This is a genomic window from Janthinobacterium sp. DSP2-3-3, assembly GCF_049897325.1.
GTDB lineage: Bacteria > Pseudomonadota > Gammaproteobacteria > Burkholderiales > Burkholderiaceae_D > Janthinobacterium.
This window is the reverse complement of record NZ_JAFCWA010000008.1, coordinates 297,391-312,291: the sequence shown is the minus strand read 5'-3', so window position 1 is coordinate 312,291 and position 14,901 is coordinate 297,391. Positions and strand designations below refer to the sequence as shown.

24 protein-coding genes are annotated in these 14,901 nt (G+C 57.0%); 23 read left to right on the top strand and 1 reads right to left on the bottom strand.

Annotated features, from left to right (window positions below; translation table 11 throughout):
• The 3 genes from ACP7DE_RS18155 to ACP7DE_RS18145 form a co-directional block, all read left to right on the top strand.
• The coding region (locus ACP7DE_RS18155) for an EF-Tu/IF-2/RF-3 family GTPase (RefSeq protein WP_426073387.1) at positions 1-681 on the top strand (681 nt) is incomplete at its 5' end.
• A 179-nt stretch (positions 682-860) separates the two neighbouring features.
• A complete protein-coding gene (gene rpsJ, locus ACP7DE_RS18150) occupies positions 861-1,178 on the top strand; it encodes a 30S ribosomal protein S10 (protein ID WP_010394389.1) in 318 nt (105 codons plus the stop codon).
• A 215-nt stretch (positions 1,179-1,393) separates the two neighbouring features.
• Complete coding sequence (locus ACP7DE_RS18145; RefSeq protein ID WP_426073386.1) at positions 1,394-2,239, top strand: DUF817 domain-containing protein; 846 nt, start codon at positions 1,394-1,396, stop codon at positions 2,237-2,239.
• Positions 2,240-2,255: 16 nt separating this feature from the next.
• Here ACP7DE_RS18145 and ACP7DE_RS18140 read toward each other — a convergent pair whose 3' ends face one another.
• The gene (locus tag ACP7DE_RS18140) at positions 2,256-2,801 is read right to left on the bottom strand and encodes a tetratricopeptide repeat protein (RefSeq protein ID WP_426073385.1); all 546 of its coding nucleotides are present in this window, start codon (positions 2,799-2,801) and stop codon (positions 2,256-2,258) included.
• A 176-nt stretch (positions 2,802-2,977) separates the two neighbouring features.
• Here ACP7DE_RS18140 and creB point away from each other — a divergent pair, with 176 nt between their 5' ends.
• From creB to rplF, 20 genes are all read left to right on the top strand, one after another.
• Positions 2,978-3,715 (top strand): two-component system response regulator CreB, encoded by a 738-nt coding sequence (gene creB / locus ACP7DE_RS18135; RefSeq protein ID WP_426073384.1) that lies wholly within the window; start codon positions 2,978-2,980, stop codon positions 3,713-3,715.
• Positions 3,712-5,133 carry a two-component system sensor histidine kinase CreC gene (creC, locus tag ACP7DE_RS18130; RefSeq protein WP_426073383.1) on the top strand — a complete coding sequence of 474 codons (1,422 nt, stop codon included), beginning with the start codon at positions 3,712-3,714 and terminating at the stop codon, positions 5,131-5,133. Before creB ends, creC begins: the two co-directional genes overlap by 4 nt.
• An 87-nt stretch (positions 5,134-5,220) precedes the next feature.
• The gene (creD, locus tag ACP7DE_RS18125) at positions 5,221-6,618 is read left to right on the top strand and encodes a cell envelope integrity protein CreD (protein WP_426073382.1); all 1,398 of its coding nucleotides are present in this window, start codon (positions 5,221-5,223) and stop codon (positions 6,616-6,618) included.
• Positions 6,619-6,856: 238 nt separating this feature from the next.
• The gene (locus tag ACP7DE_RS18120; protein ID WP_426073381.1) at positions 6,857-7,045 is read left to right on the top strand and encodes a hypothetical protein; all 189 of its coding nucleotides are present in this window, start codon (positions 6,857-6,859) and stop codon (positions 7,043-7,045) included.
• Between the two features lie 326 nt (positions 7,046-7,371).
• Positions 7,372-8,028: a 50S ribosomal protein L3 gene (rplC, locus tag ACP7DE_RS18115; protein WP_010394393.1), complete on the top strand. Its 657-nt coding sequence runs from the start codon at positions 7,372-7,374 to the stop codon at positions 8,026-8,028.
• 3 nt (positions 8,029-8,031) lie between these two features.
• Positions 8,032-8,652, top strand: coding sequence for a 50S ribosomal protein L4 (rplD, locus tag ACP7DE_RS18110; RefSeq protein WP_034753197.1), 621 nt, complete (start codon positions 8,032-8,034; stop codon positions 8,650-8,652).
• Positions 8,649-8,966 carry a 50S ribosomal protein L23 gene (rplW, locus tag ACP7DE_RS18105; protein WP_010394398.1) on the top strand — a complete coding sequence of 106 codons (318 nt, stop codon included), beginning with the start codon at positions 8,649-8,651 and terminating at the stop codon, positions 8,964-8,966. The genes rplD and rplW overlap by 4 nt, the downstream gene beginning before the upstream one ends.
• Positions 8,966-9,793 (top strand): 50S ribosomal protein L2, encoded by an 828-nt coding sequence (gene rplB / locus ACP7DE_RS18100; RefSeq protein WP_010394400.1) that lies wholly within the window; start codon positions 8,966-8,968, stop codon positions 9,791-9,793. The genes rplW and rplB overlap by 1 nt, the downstream gene beginning before the upstream one ends.
• A gap of 10 nt (positions 9,794-9,803) precedes the next feature.
• Positions 9,804-10,079, top strand: coding sequence for a 30S ribosomal protein S19 (rpsS, locus tag ACP7DE_RS18095; RefSeq protein WP_008444295.1), 276 nt, complete (start codon positions 9,804-9,806; stop codon positions 10,077-10,079).
• A complete protein-coding gene (rplV, locus tag ACP7DE_RS18090) occupies positions 10,076-10,408 on the top strand; it encodes a 50S ribosomal protein L22 (RefSeq protein WP_170840583.1) in 333 nt (110 codons plus the stop codon). The genes rpsS and rplV overlap by 4 nt, the downstream gene beginning before the upstream one ends.
• Positions 10,409-10,417: 9 nt before the next feature.
• Positions 10,418-11,242: a 30S ribosomal protein S3 gene (rpsC, locus tag ACP7DE_RS18085; protein WP_034753199.1), complete on the top strand. Its 825-nt coding sequence runs from the start codon at positions 10,418-10,420 to the stop codon at positions 11,240-11,242.
• Positions 11,243-11,244: 2 nt separating this feature from the next.
• Positions 11,245-11,664: a 50S ribosomal protein L16 gene (gene rplP, locus ACP7DE_RS18080; protein ID WP_017877854.1), complete on the top strand. Its 420-nt coding sequence runs from the start codon at positions 11,245-11,247 to the stop codon at positions 11,662-11,664.
• A gap of 12 nt (positions 11,665-11,676) precedes the next feature.
• Positions 11,677-11,868: a 50S ribosomal protein L29 gene (gene rpmC, locus ACP7DE_RS18075; protein WP_071079768.1), complete on the top strand. Its 192-nt coding sequence runs from the start codon at positions 11,677-11,679 to the stop codon at positions 11,866-11,868.
• Entirely contained in the window at positions 11,865-12,137 is a 273-nt protein-coding gene (gene rpsQ, locus ACP7DE_RS18070) for a 30S ribosomal protein S17 (RefSeq protein ID WP_010394415.1), read from the top strand. Before rpmC ends, rpsQ begins: the two co-directional genes overlap by 4 nt.
• A gap of 253 nt (positions 12,138-12,390) precedes the next feature.
• Positions 12,391-12,759 carry a 50S ribosomal protein L14 gene (gene rplN, locus ACP7DE_RS18065; protein ID WP_008444317.1) on the top strand — a complete coding sequence of 123 codons (369 nt, stop codon included), beginning with the start codon at positions 12,391-12,393 and terminating at the stop codon, positions 12,757-12,759.
• Between the two features lie 9 nt (positions 12,760-12,768).
• Positions 12,769-13,083 carry a 50S ribosomal protein L24 gene (gene rplX, locus ACP7DE_RS18060; protein ID WP_010394419.1) on the top strand — a complete coding sequence of 105 codons (315 nt, stop codon included), beginning with the start codon at positions 12,769-12,771 and terminating at the stop codon, positions 13,081-13,083.
• A gap of 6 nt (positions 13,084-13,089) precedes the next feature.
• A complete protein-coding gene (gene rplE, locus ACP7DE_RS18055; protein ID WP_010394421.1) occupies positions 13,090-13,629 on the top strand; it encodes a 50S ribosomal protein L5 in 540 nt (179 codons plus the stop codon).
• Between the two features lie 2 nt (positions 13,630-13,631).
• Entirely contained in the window at positions 13,632-13,937 is a 306-nt protein-coding gene (gene rpsN, locus ACP7DE_RS18050; protein ID WP_010394423.1) for a 30S ribosomal protein S14, read from the top strand.
• Between the two features lie 14 nt (positions 13,938-13,951).
• Positions 13,952-14,347 carry a 30S ribosomal protein S8 gene (gene rpsH, locus ACP7DE_RS18045; RefSeq protein WP_010394425.1) on the top strand — a complete coding sequence of 132 codons (396 nt, stop codon included), beginning with the start codon at positions 13,952-13,954 and terminating at the stop codon, positions 14,345-14,347.
• Positions 14,348-14,357: 10 nt separating this feature from the next.
• A complete protein-coding gene (gene rplF, locus ACP7DE_RS18040; RefSeq protein WP_034778281.1) occupies positions 14,358-14,891 on the top strand; it encodes a 50S ribosomal protein L6 in 534 nt (177 codons plus the stop codon).
• Positions 14,892-14,901 lie beyond the last annotated feature (10 nt).

The following is a 14,901-nucleotide window of genomic DNA, read 5'->3' as shown; positions in this document are numbered from 1 at the left end:
ATCAAAGGTTCGGCACGTATGGCGCTGGAAGGCAAAGAAGGCGAAATGGGCGTGGATGCAGTGTTGCGTCTGGCCGATGCCCTCGATTCGTACATCCCAACGCCAGAGCGCGCTGTTGATGGTGCCTTCCTGATGCCAGTGGAAGACGTGTTCTCGATCTCGGGTCGCGGTACCGTTGTGACCGGTCGTATCGAGCGCGGCATTGTTAAAGTCGGCGAAGAGATCGAAATCGTTGGTATTATCGATACCGTCAAAACGACTTGCACCGGCGTGGAAATGTTCCGCAAGCTGCTGGACCAAGGTCAAGCAGGCGACAACGTTGGCCTGCTGCTGCGCGGCACCAAGCGTGAAGACGTGCAACGTGGTCAAGTTCTGGCAAAGCCAGGCTCGATCAAGCCACACGCCCACTTCACCGGCGAGATCTATGTTCTGTCGAAAGACGAAGGCGGCCGTCATACGCCATTCTTCAACAACTATCGTCCACAGTTCTACTTCCGCACGACGGACGTGACTGGTTCGATCGAGTTGCCAGCAGACAAAGAAATGGTCATGCCAGGCGATAACGTGTCGATCACCGTCAAGCTGATCAACCCGATCGCGATGGAAGAAGGCCTGCGCTTCGCTATCCGTGAAGGCGGTCGTACCGTCGGCGCTGGTGTTGTTGCAAAAATCCTGGCCTAATTCTTAAGCCTGCATAAAAGAAGACGCGTCGTCGCCCGGCGCCCTTCTTTTTATTCAACTGCCGGGGTTGGCAAGCATTTTGGTGCTATCATGTCGACCCTGACGGTTGTTGCGTCAGAAATTCCCGTATGACCTCATTGCCGTGCAGACCGCGCGGTTCGTTCTTTTAAGGAAATATCATGTCGGCACCAAACCAAAAAATCCGTATCCGCCTGAAGGCTTTCGATTACAAATTGATCGACCAGTCCGCTCTGGAAATCGTTGAAACCGCGAAGCGCACCGGCGCTGTCGTCAAAGGCCCAGTACCACTGCCTACCCGTATTCAACGTTTCGATGTGCTGCGTTCCCCGCACGTCAACAAAACTTCGCGCGATCAGTTCGAGATCCGTACGCACCAACGCCTGATGGACATCGTTGACCCAACGGACAAAACCGTTGACGCGCTGATGAAGCTGGACCTGCCAGCTGGTGTTGATGTTGAAATCAAACTGCAATAAGAGTTTCAAGGGCGGCTGACAATACCGTAGCATCAGGTGTTGACAGCTGTTCCAGGCCGGCGGGGTGTCCCGCTGCCTGATGATGGGGCCGGGCCTGCTCACAATCGTGAGTGCGCCCGGCCCCATTGCTATTGGTGCATGGCTAGCATGGGCGGCTTCGCCGTACGCGTGCAAAATCGCTTTACAGTGTTGCGGCCGCTCGATAAAGTTGCTGCATGCTCAATGCCCTCGATACTCACCTGTTAAATGCCGCGCCCCGTAGCCGCTTGCGCGGCTGGCCGCGTTTCCTGACCGAATTCCTGTATTTCGGCATTAAGGAGGCGAGGTCGTGCCTGTTCGTGGGGCTGTTTTTTGCTGCCGTGTTCCTGGTGCCACGCGCCGGCTTGTTCGGCCTGCCGCGCTATGACGTGCTGCTGCTGGTGGCGCTGGCGATCCAGGGCGCGATGCTCTGGAGCGGACTGGAAACGTGGGATGAGTTGAAAGCCATCTGTCTGTTTCATGCTGTCGGCTTTGCGCTGGAGGTGTTCAAGGTATCGGGGACGATCCAGTCGTGGAGCTATCCCGACTTCGCCTACAGCAAGGTGCTGGGCGTACCCCTGTTTTCCGGCTTTATGTACGCAGCCGTCGGCAGCTACATCATCCAGACCTGGCGCCTGCTCGATATGCGCATACGTCACCATCCGCCGTACTGGATGGCGGTGCTGATCGCGCTGCTGATCTACGCCAACTTCTTCACCCATCACTACATCGGCGACTATCGCTGGTATCTGGCCGCCTGCGCGCTGGGCCTGTACGCGCGCACCACCGTGGTGTTCCGCCCGCTCGACCGCGACCGCAGCATGCCCCTGCTACTCGGTTTCGTGCTGGTCGGCTTTTTTATCTGGCTGGCCGAAAACATCAGCACTTTCTGGGGTGTGTGGCGCTATCCGAACCAGCTTGGCGCCTGGTCGGCGGTGCATGTCAGCAAATGGAGCTCATGGTCGCTGCTGGTGGTGATGACGTTCACCATCGTGGCCCACCTCAAGCACATCAAGGCCAGCATCCACGTCGCCCAGCCTTAGGCCGGCCCGGGAGCGCCTACAGGCTGGCCGCCACCACCTCGAAGCGCGTACCCAGCGCGGCTTGCGGGCCGCCCTGCAGCTGTTTGGCATACTGGCGCAGCACTTCTGCCGAATACGTGCGCGAGGCTGGCGACAGCTGCGGCAACAACGGCAGCACGCGTTCCAGATAGCCCGTGCCTTCCTGCCACTTGCCTTGCGCCGCCAGCGCCGACGCCAGTTCCACCATGCGGCGGCCGACGCGCGCATCGTTGCGTGGCTGCGCTGCTTCTTCCGTGGCCAGGGCTTGCCGGTAAAGTTGCTCCGCTTCGGCATTCTTGCCTTGCAAGCGCTTGATGCGGCCCAGGTTGTACTGGCGCTGGGAGAGGATGTCTGCACTGGCCCCGGCCTGCTCGGCGCTGCGTAGCGCCTGCACACAAGCCAGTTCCGCTTCGCCAAACTGGCCTTTGAGTTCGGCCGCGTTGCAGGCGTCGTGTTGTGCGTTGGAGGTGGTGAGTGTCGCTGGCGCCGCGCAGGCGGCCAACAGACTGACGGCGCATAGCAGGCTGATGGTATGGGTCTTCATAGTCTCCTCGTACGGGTGTTAGACACGGTGTATCAGTGGAGTCATGCTGTGATAAATATACTATAAGTTTTTTCGGCATGGGCGGCTTTTCGCCAGCGCACGGCAAGGCGCGCGATTGACGCCGCTTGCCCGCTTCAGGGATACTCCGGGCTTGTCCATTAATGCGTGCCGCCGCCATGTCCAAGACTGTCCTGATCGTGGAAGATGAACAGGCGATAGCCGACAGCATCGCCTATGCCTTGCGCACGGACGGCTTTACGCCGCGCCATGTGATGCTGGGCGAACAGGCCCTGGCCTTGCTGCGTCCCACTCCCGGCGACGCTGCGCCATTGCCCGTGCTGGTGGTGCTCGACGTGGGCTTGCCAGACATGAGCGGGCTGGAAGTGTGCCGCCGGCTGCGCCAGTTTTCCGAGGTGCCGGTGATCTTCCTGACGGCCCGCAGCGATGAAATCGACCGTATCGTCGGCCTGGAAATCGGTGCCGATGATTACGTCACCAAGCCGTTTTCGCCGCGCGAACTGGTGGCGCGCATCCGTGTCATTTTGCGTCGCGCAGGCGTGGTCCAGAAGCCGCCGGAGACTGGCATGACGATAGCTGCTGCCGTCCCGCCAGGTGCGCCGGTGCCGGCGCGCTTCGAGTTGCGCGCGCTTGAGGCAAGGGTGTTATTCCATGGTCAGCCGCTGGACCTGACCCGCTATGAGTATCTGCTGCTGAAGGCCTTGCTCGAGCATCCCGGCCACGTCTTGTCGCGCGCGCAGCTGATGGAGCGCGTGTGGAGCGGGGCGCCCGATACGCTCGAGCGCACCGTCGACGCGCATGTCAAATCGCTGCGCGCCAAGCTGCGCACCATCGATGCGCAGGTTGATCCCATCCACACCCACCGTGGCCTCGGCTACAGCCTGGCCGGCGCATGAAGATCGGCCTGCGTATCCTGCTCGGCTACTTCCTGATCGTGGGCCTGGCTGCTTGGTTCCTGCTGAATGTCTTCATGGAACAGGTCAAGCCGGGCGTGCGCTCGACCCTGGAGGATACGCTGGTCGATACCTCGCAACTGCTGGCCAGCCTGGTGGCGCCCGACTTGAAGGCGGGCACGCTGGCGCAGTCGCCCGTGGCCGAGCGCATGCAGGACTATGCGCGCCATGGCGTGGACGTCAATATCAATGGCGTGCGCAAGCGCACGCTCGATTACCGTATCACCATCACTGACCGGCACGGCATCGTCCTGTTCGATTCCAGTGGCCGCGACGTGGGGCGCGATTATTCGCGTTGGAATGACGTGTATCTCACCTTGCAGGGCAAGTATGGCGCGCGCAGCACGCGCAGCCGGCCCGATGACGAAATGTCGACCGTGATGCACGTGGCTGCGCCGATTCGCGACGGCAATGAGGTGATCGGCGTGCTGACGGTGGCCAAGCCGAATGCCAGCGTGCAAGCCTTTGTCGAGCGCAGCCAGCGCAAGATATTGCAGCGCGGCGCCATCCTGTTGCTGTTGTCGCTGCTGATCGGCCTGGCATTTGCCTGGTGGTTGCACCATGCGCTGGGCAAGCTGATGCGTTACATCGGCGACGTGGAAGCGGGTCGCAAGGTGGCGCTGCCGGCGCTGGGCAAGAACGAGATCGGCACCCTGGGACGGGCGCTGGAGGCGATGCGCACGCGCCTGGAAGGCAAGGAATATGTGGAGCAGCTGATGCATACGCTGGCGCATGAGTTGAAAAGCCCGATCGCCGCCATCCAGGCGTCGGCCGAACTGCTGCAGGAAGACATGCCGCCAGCCGAACGGCGCCAGTTTCTGGCCAGTATCCTGGAACAGAATGCGCGCCAGCGGCAACTGATCGACAAGCTGCTGGCTCTGGTGCGCGTGGAAAAGCAGCAGCGCCTGGAGCATCCCGAGCGTATCGCGCTGGGGCCATTGCTGGCGCAAGTGGCGCAGGATGGTGCGGCCACCCTGGCGGCGCGTGGCGTGCGCCTGCAACTACAGGCCGACGAGGCGAGCGTGGCGGGCGATACCCTGCTGCTGCGCCAGGCGCTGGGTAACTTGCTCGACAATGCGGCCGGCTTTGCGCCGCCGGGCAGCTGCATCGACTTGACGGCGCGGTGCCAGGGCATGCAGGTGGAAATTACCGTGCGCGACCGGGGTGCAGGCATCCCCGCGTATGCGCTGGAGCGTATCTTCGAGCGCTTTTACTCCTTGCCGCGCCCCAGCGCCGGCAAGAGCACCGGGCTGGGTCTGCCCTTCGTGCGCGAGGTCGCTTCCCTGCATGGTGGCACGGTCGAGGTGTTCAATCATGCGGAGGGTGGCGCCTGCGCACGCCTGTGCCTGCCGCTGGCTTAGCGTGCATCTATTTCCAGACTTCACACGCAGCGCATCATCAGCGCATATGATTTTTCTACACTGGCGTCCTTACTTCAAGGATGCGCCATGCAAAAAACTTTACTCGTCAAAGCGTTGATCGTGTTTGGCCTGATGCTGCTGATCGGCCTGCCTTTGCTGATGATTCAGGAAACGATCAAGGAGCGGATGGAATTCCGCCAGGAAGCTGTCAACAGCATCGCCGCCGATTCGGTGCGCGAACAAACCATCATCGGTCCCATCCTGGTGATTCCCTACACGGAGCAGTATGAAGAGCGCGTGGAGGTGGGCAAGGGCGATGACAAGACACAGGCAGTGAGTGTGCCTGCGCGCACGGAGTTGCAGCGCCGCACGGTGCAGCGTCGCTTGTTGGTGTACCCGAACTTTTTGCTGCAGGAAGGCACCATCGAGACCGACCGCCGCTACCGTGGCATCCACCAGGTGCTGGTGTACAGCGGCCAGCATGCGTTCAGGGGCGACTTCACGGTGCCGAGTCTTGACCAGTTGCCGCGCAAGACGCCAGACTCGCGCATTGCCGTCGGCCAGCCTTTCATTGCGCTATCGATTGAGGACGTGCGCGGCATCCGCAATATCCCGAAAATCGATTGGGGCGGGCGCCAGATCGAGTTCGAACAGGGCACCGACCTGTTTGCCTTCCGCAGCGGCCTGCACGCGCCGCTGGGAGCGATGCCGCTGGCGCAAGCGCAACAGGTAAAATTCAGCTTTGCCCTGGGATTGGATGGCATCGAACGCCAGCATTTCGTGCCGGTGGCGAAAAACAGCCAGATCAGCATCAAGTCGAACTGGCCCCATCCGCAGTTTGGCGGGCGCTTCCTGCCATCGCCGAAATACCGCCAGATCAACGCCGATGGCTTTCAGGCCGAGTGGAATATCTCCTCGCTGGCCACGAATGCGCAAACGCAGCTGAGCACGATCGAGGGTGAATTCAAGGTGCCCGACAGTGCGCCGCTGGGTCAGGTGGACCGCTTCAGCGTGGGCTTCATCGAGCCGGTGAATGTGTATTCGCAATCGGACCGCGCCACCAAATATGGCTTGCTGTTCGTGGCGCTGACCTTTGCCGCCTTCTTCATCTTTGAAATCCTGAAAAGCCTGCCGATCCACCCGGTGCAGTATTTGCTGGTGGGCTTGTCGCTGGTGATCTTCTTCCTGCTGCTGGTAGGCCTGGCCGAGCATATCTCCTTCCTGGCCGCCTACCTGATCGCCAGCGCCGCCTGTATCGTGCTGACCAGCTTTTATCTGGTGCACGTGCTGCACAACGCCTGGCGCGGCATCGGCTTCGGCGTGGCGCTGACGCTGCTGTACGGCGCGCTGTACGGCTTGCTAAGCTCGGAAAACAATGCACTGGTAATGGGCAGCATCCTGTTGTTTGCCGTCCTGGCCGCCATCATGGTAGCGACGCGCAAGGTGGACTGGTATCAGATTGGCAAAGGAGCACCGCAGGAGTAAGAGCCACTCCGGCGCCATGTGCCTTCTTCCAGCCAGCCCGAACGGTGATATGTCCGGGCTGGCGTTTTATGTTGTGCGGGAAGCACGGCACCGTAAATTGGTAGTTGGTTGGTATTGTTTACGGTATTCTATTGGCATTGCTTTTCAAGCAATGGCGGGTGCTACGGTGTCTGCCCGGGCGGTGCGAGGATGGCGTGTCGTTCAGGTTGTTCTTCCATCTGATAAACGGAGATGAAATATGATCAAGAAGACGATGGCTTTCCTGTTTGCGCTCGGCCTGAGTGCCTCGTATGCGTTTGCTGCCGGCGATGTCACGCAGTGCTATAGCGAGTGCGGGCAAAAAGTGGCCAATTGCCGGGCGCACCTTGGCGGCAGCCCCATTTGCGAGGAGTTGTACGAGCATTGCCTGATCAACTGCCAGCAATAAGCTTTTTCGGGCGCCACGTCCGGGAGGGGAAGGGCGGCGCGCGCATGCCATGGCGCGCCTTGTGTGTTTCTGTCATCACCCGCCAGGGCGCATGCCGCCGTGCTTTGCGCCCGCCAAGTTGCCTTGCGGCAGCGTTTTTCAAGCGCGCTGAGAACTCCCGCAGGGGCGTCGCGCAACACTTTGACATACCTCGTGTTAACTTGTTGCGTCAAGGGTTTTTGTGCTATATACTAGCCGGCTTCGGTATGGATTCGTCTTTTTTTGAGTCCTACGTTACTTTGTAGTTAAACAAGCCCCGCCCAATCGCAGGTGGGAATGGAGAAAAAATGAGCCTAGGCCTTCTCGGTCGCAAGGTTGGTATGATGCGCATTTTCACGGATGAAGGGGATTCGATCCCGGTCACCGTGTTGGACGTATCGAACAACCGTGTTGCGCAAATCAAAACCCCTGAAACAGATGGCTACTCCGCTGTTCAGGTCGCATTCGGTCAACGTCGCGCTTCCCGCGTGACCAAAGCTGTTGCTGGTCATCACGCTAAAGCTGGTGTTGAAGCCGGTACTCTGTTGAAAGAGTTCCGTGTCGATGCTGCTAAAGCCGCTGAACTGAAAGCTGGCGATGTTGTCGCTGCTTCCCTGTTCGAAGTCGGTCAAAAGATCGACGTGCAAGGCGTTACCATTGGTAAAGGCTATGCAGGCGTTATCAAACGTTACCACTTCGCTTCTGGCCGTGCAACGCACGGTAACTCGCGTTCGCATAATGTTCCAGGTTCCATCGGTATGGCACAAGATCCAGGTCGCGTTTTCCCTGGTAAGCGCATGACCGGTCATCTGGGTGACGTTAACCGTACGATCCAGAACCTCGTGATCGCCCGTATCGATGCCGACCGTCAGCTGCTGCTGGTCAAAGGCGCGATTCCAGGTGCGAAAAATGGCCAGGTAGTTGTCTCGCCAGCCATCAAAACCAAAGCCAAGAAGGGAGCTTAAACGATGGAACTCAAGCTTCTGAATGCGCAAGGTCAAGCCGCCTCGAACGTTGCTGCAGCCGATACGATTTTCGGCCGTGATTACAACGAAGCGCTGATCCACCAAGTCGTCATCGCTTATCAAGCGAATGCACGTAGTGGTAACCGCAAGCAAAAAGACCGTGAAGAAGTTCACCACACGACGAAAAAGCCATGGCGCCAAAAAGGTACCGGCCGCGCTCGTGCTGGTATGTCGTCGTCGCCACTGTGGCGCGGCGGTGGTCGGATTTTCCCGAACTCGCCTGACGAAAACTTCACCCACAAAGTGAACAAAAAAATGTATCGCGCAGGTATCTGCTCGATCCTGTCGCAGCTGGCTCGCGAAGAGCGCCTGATCGTCATCGACGATCTGACGATCGACGCGCCAAAAACCAAGCTGCTGTCGCAAAAATTGAACGGTCTGGGCTTTGATTCGGTTCTGATCATCACCGACGTTCTGAACGAAAACCTGGAACTGGCATCGCGCAACCTGCCTAACGTACTCGTCGTTGAGCCACGTCACGCAGACCCGATGTCCCTGGTGTTCTACAAGAAGATCTTGGTCACCAAAGCTGCATTGGCTAAGATTGAGGAGATGCTGGCATGAGCGCGATTTTGAAACATAGCGAAGAACGCTTGATGAAGGTGCTGTTGGCGCCGGTCATTTCCGAAAAGGCCACCATGGTCGCGGAAAAGAACGAGCAAATTGTATTCCGCGTACTGCCGGATGCAACCAAGCCTGAAATCAAGGCAGCGGTCGAACTGCTGTTCAAGGTTGAAGTTCTGTCTGTGCAAACTGCAAACCGCGAAGGTAAGCAAAAGCGCACCGGCAAGTTCAACGGTCGTCGTAACCATACCAAGCGTGCTTTCGTGTGCCTGAAGCCTGGCCAGGAAATCAACTTCTCCGAGGAGGCTGCATAATGGCACTCGTTAAGATGAAACCAACCTCGCCAGGCCGTCGCGGCATGGTAAAGGTGGTGAACCCAGACCTGTACAAAGGTCGTCCGTTCGCTGCCCTGGTTGAAAAGAAATCCAAGACCGCTGGTCGTAACAACAACGGTCACATCACCACCCGTCATATCGGTGGTGGTCATAAGCAACACTATCGCTTGATCGACTTCAAGCGCACCAAAGACGGTATTCCAGCGAAAGTGGAACGTATCGAATACGATCCAAACCGCACCGCGAATATCGCTCTGTTGTGCTACGCCGATGGCGAACGCCACTACATCATCGCAACCAAAGGCATGGCCGTTGGCGATAGCGTGATGAATGGTTCGGAAGCGCCGATCAAATCGGGTAACTGCTTGCCAATCCGCAACATTCCAGTCGGCACCGTGATGCATTGCGTCGAGATGCTGCCAGGTAAAGGTGCCCAAATGGCACGTACCGCTGGCGCTGGCGTTGTGCTGATGGCGCGTGAAGGTACTTACGCTCAAGTGCGTCTGCGCTCGGGTGAAGTACGTCGCGTGCACATCGAGTGCCGTGCTACGGTTGGTGAAGTCGGTAACGCCGAGCACAGCCTGCGTAAAATCGGTAAAGCTGGCGCGATGCGCTGGCGCGGTGTTCGTCCTACCGTTCGCGGTGTGGTCATGAACCCGGTCGATCACCCGCACGGTGGTGGTGAAGGTAAAACAGCAGCTGGTCGTCATCCAGTTTCGCCATGGGGCCAACAGACCAAGGGTAAGAAAACACGCAGCAACAAGCGTACGACTTCCATGATCGTCTCGCGCCGCGGCAAGAAATAAGGGGTAGCACATGACACGTTCATTGAAAAAAGGGCCGTTCTGTGACGCCCACCTGGTGAAAAAAGTTGAAGCCGCGCAAGCAGCCAAAGACAAAAAGCCAATCAAAACCTGGTCGCGTCGTTCGACGATCATGCCTGACTTCATCGGCCTGACGATCGCGGTTCATAACGGCAAGCTGCACGTGCCGGTTTATGTTTCCGAAAACATGGTTGGTCACAAGCTCGGCGAATTCGCACTGACCCGTACGTTCAAGGGCCATGCAGCTGACAAAAAGGCTAAGAAATAATGGAAACTAAAGCTATCCTCAAAGGTGTGCGCCTGTCGGACCAAAAGGGCCGCCTGGTTGCTGACCTGATCCGTGGCAAGAAAGTTGACGCTGCACTCAACATCTTGCAATTCAGCCCGAAAAAAGGTGCTGCGATCATCAAACGCGTTTTGGAATCCGCTATTGCGAATGCCGAGCACAATGATGGCGCGGACATCGACGAATTGTTCGTGAAAACGATCTACGTCGAAAAGGGCCCGGTCCTGAAGCGCTTCACCGCGCGTGCAAAAGGCCGTGGCGACCGTATTTCGAAACAATCCTGTCACGTTTACGTGACTGTCGGTAACTAAGGAGCCACGATGGGTCAGAAAATTCATCCAACCGGTTTCCGTCTGGCGGTCACCCGTAACTGGGCTTCGCGCTGGTATGCAGGCAACGGTAATTTCGCTGCCATGCTGAACGAAGACTTGAAAGCACGTGCTTACCTGAAAAAGAAACTGAAGAACGCATCCGTTGGTCGCATCGTTATCGAGCGCCCAGCCAAGAACGCGCGCTTCACGATCTACAGCTCGCGTCCAGGCGTGGTCATTGGTAAAAAAGGCGAAGACATCGAAGTACTGAAGTCCGCGCTGACCAAGATCATGGGCGTACCTGTTCACGTGAACATCGAAGAAATTCGCAAGCCAGAAATCGACTCGCAACTGATCGCCGATTCGATCGCTCAGCAGCTGGAAAAACGGATCATGTTCCGCCGCGCCATGAAGCGTGCAATGCAAAATGCAATGCGCCTGGGTGCTCTCGGTATCAAGATCATGTCGTCCGGCCGTCTGAACGGTATCGAAATCGCGCGTAAAGAGTGGTACCGCGAAGGCCGCGTGCCTCTGCATACCCTGCGCGCCGATATCGACTACGGTACCAGCGAAGCGTCGACCACCTACGGCATCATCGGTGTCAAGGTGTGGGTATACAAGGGTGACCGCGCGCCTAACGGCGATGCACCAGTCATCGATACCCCAGCTGACGAGAAGAAAAGCCGCGGCCCACGCCGTGACGATGGTAAGCCAGCTGGCCGCCCACGTCCAGCCGGTGCCGGTGCGAAACCATCCACAGCACCAGGTGCACGTGTGCGTACCGCCGCTAAACCGGCCGCCGCAGCAGCACCAGCTGAGAAAGCAGGAGAATAATCATGCTGCAACCAGCACGCAGAAAGTATCGTAAAGAGCAGAAAGGCCGTAATACCGGTATTTCGCACAGCCGCGGCACCGCCGTGTCGTTTGGCGAATTCGGTCTGAAGGCAGTTGCGCGCGGTCGTATCACTGCGCGTCAAATTGAAGCGGCGCGTCGTGCAATGACGCGTCACATCAAGCGCGGTGGCCGTATCTGGATCCGTATTTTCCCGGACAAACCGATTTCGAACAAACCGGCTGAAGTCCGTATGGGTAACGGTAAAGGTAATCCTGAGTACTACGTCGCTGAAATTCAGCCAGGCAAAGTACTGTATGAAATGGATGGCGTTGATGAAGCGCTGGCACGGGAAGCTTTCCGTCTTGCCGCCTCTAAACTGCCACTGGCTACGACGTTTGTCGTACGTCAAGTCGGCCAATAATTGGAGTTGAATATGAAAGCAACTGAACTCCGCGGCAAGGACCAGCCAGCTCTGCAAAAAGAGCTGAATGACCTGTTGAAGGCACAGTTCGGCCTGCGTATGCAAATCGCTACGCAACAGCTGAGCAACACTTCGCAGCTCAAGAAGGTACGCCGCGATATCGCGCGTGTGAAGACGGTAATGAATCTGAAGGAAGCCAAATGAACGAACCAGTGAAACAGTCGCTCAAGCGCACGCTGATCGGTAAAGTGGTTTCGGACAAGATGGACAAAACCGTTACCGTTCTGATCGAGCGCCACGTGAAACATCCTTTGTATGGCAAGATCATCATGCGCTCGAACAAGTATCATGCGCATGACGAGACCAACCAGGTCAAAGCCGGTGATACGGTTGAGATCCAGGAAGGTCGCCCGATCTCCAAAACGAAGGCATGGACGGTGACACGTGTGGTTCAAGCCGCACCAACCGTTTAAATAAAAACCACCGTTTCGGCGGTGGGTTTTAATTAGTACTTGCAGGCCCGCAAATTGTATGTAATACTTGCGGGCTTCGTTCATGTAACGCCGCAAAGTGTCTGGCCACAGACAGTAGCATTCGCGGTCAGTTGATGTATGAAGGTCATGCACCCAAACAGTGAAGCCCAGCAGGGCGGCTCTGGCGGGACCAAGACTGACCGTGGGTCTACATTGTGTGGATTCTTCGGCTTAAGTTGGGAAAGAGAATACTATGATTCAAACTGAAAGCCGGCTCGAAGTGGCTGACAATACCGGTGCCAAAGAAGTAATGTGCATCAAGGTATTGGGCGGCTCCAAGCGCCGTTATGCTGGCATTGGCGATGTGATCAAGGTAACCGTTAAGGTTGCTGCGCCACGTGGCCGTGTCAAAAAAGGTGAAATTTATAACGCCGTGGTTGTGCGCACCGCTAAAGGTGTTCGCCGCCAAGACGGTTCCCTGGTGAAGTTCGACGGCAATGCCGCCGTACTGTTGAACGCCAAGTTGGAACCGATCGGTACCCGTATTTTTGGACCTGTCACGCGCGAACTGCGCACTGAGAAGTTCATGAAAATCGTGTCCCTGGCACCGGAAGTCCTGTAAGGAGTCGTAATGGATAAGATTCGTAAAAACGACGAAGTCATCGTTCTGACCGGGAAAGACAAGGGCAAACGTGGTGTGGTACAGCAGCGTATCGATGCTGAACATATCGTGGTTGACGGCATTAACATCGCTAAAAAAGCGACTAAGCCAAACCCGATGACTGGCGTAACTGGTGGTATCGTCGATAAGACCATGCCAATTCACGTGTCCAACGTTGCATTGTTTAATGCAGCGACTGGCAAGGCAGATCGCGTGGGTTTCAAAGAAGTGGATGGCAAAAAAGTCCGCGTCTTTAAATCCTCCGGCGAAGTAGTGAAGGCTTAAGAAATCATGGCACGTCTCCAAGAATTCTATAAAGAAAAAGTCGTTGCCGACCTGACCAGCAAGTTTGGTTACAAGTCGGTAATGGAAGTTCCACGCCTGACCAAAATCACCCTGAACATGGGTGTTGGTGAGGCAATCGCGGATAAAAAAGTTCTCGAGCACGCAGTTGCTGACTTGACCAAGATCGCCGGCCAGAAGCCAGTGACCACCAAGTCCCGCAAAGCGATCGCAGGCTTCAAAATCCGTGAAGGTTATCCGATCGGTACGATGGTCACCCTGCGCGGCGCTCGCATGTACGAGTTCCTGGATCGCTTCATTACCGTGGCTCTGCCGCGCGTACGCGATTTCCGTGGTGTGAACGGCCGTGCATTTGATGGTCGTGGTAACTACAACATCGGTGTCAAGGAACAGATCATTTTCCCTGAAATCGAATACGACAAGATTGACGCGTTGCGCGGTATGAATATCAGCATCACGACAACCGCTAAGACCGATGACGAAGCCAAAGCTTTGCTCGCCGCCTTTAAATTCCCTTTCAGGAACTGATCATGGCCAAACTGTCACTGATTAATCGTGAGATCAAGCGTGCTGACCTGGTGGCGAAATTCGCCCCTAAGCGCGAAGCTCTCAAGGCCATCGTCGATGATCAATCGAAATCGGAAGAAGAGCGCTACGAAGCTCGCCTGAAATTGCAGGCGCTGCCACGTAACTCGAACCCGACGCGTCAACGTAATCGTTGCGCCATCACCGGTCGTCCGCGCGGCACATTCCGTAAATTCGGTCTGGGTCGTATCAAGCTCCGTGAATTCGCCATGCGTGGTGAAATTCCGGGTATGACAAAAGCAAGCTGGTAATAGGAGAATATGCAATGAGTATGAGCGATCCTATCGCCGATATGCTGACCCGCATTCGCAATGCACAAGGCGTGCAAAAGACGACCGTGGCCATGCCATCGTCGAAAGTCAAAATTGCGATTGCCAGCGTCCTGAAGGACGAGGGTTACATTGAAGATTTCGCTGTTACCGAAGCTGGTGGCAAAGCGGAACTGAAAATCGGTTTGAAGTATTATGTTGGCCGTCCCGTTATTGAGCGCTTGGAGCGCGTGTCCCGTCCGGGTCTGCGCGTCTACAAGGGTAAAGACGAGATCCCTGTTGTGATGAATGGCTTGGGTGTGGCGATCGTGTCGACTCCGCAAGGCGTCATGACTGACCGCAAAGCACGCGCTACCGGTGTCGGCGGCGAAGTTATTTGCTACGTGGCTTAAGGAGTTACACATGTCTCGAGTAGCTAAAATGCCTATCGTAGTGCCAGCTGGCGCCGAAGTCGCCATCTCCGCACAAGCGATCACCGTAAAAGGCCCGCTGGGCGTACTTTCCCAGGCCCTCACCGGCCAGGTCAAAGTGGAAAACAATGCAGGAACCCTGAGTTTCGACGTGGCGAACGACAGCCGCGAAGCCAATGCCATGTCCGGCACGCTGCGCGCACTGGTCAACAACATGGTTGTTGGCGTCACCAAGGGTTTCGAGAAAAAGCTGAACCTGGTAGGCGTGGGTTACAAGGCGCAAGCTCAAGGCGACAAGTTGAATCTGTCCCTGGGTTTCTCGCACCCTGTAGTGCATGACATGCCAGCTGGCGTTACCTGTGCAACACCAACCCCGACCGAGATCCTGATTAAAGGTATCGACCGTCAACAGGTTGGCCAGGTAGCCGCTGAAGTTCGTGCTTACCGCGCTCCTGAGCCTTATAAAGGCAAGGGCGTTCGCTATGCGGACGAAGTGGTTAAGCTTAAAGAAACCAAGAAGAAGTAATTAGGGGCTG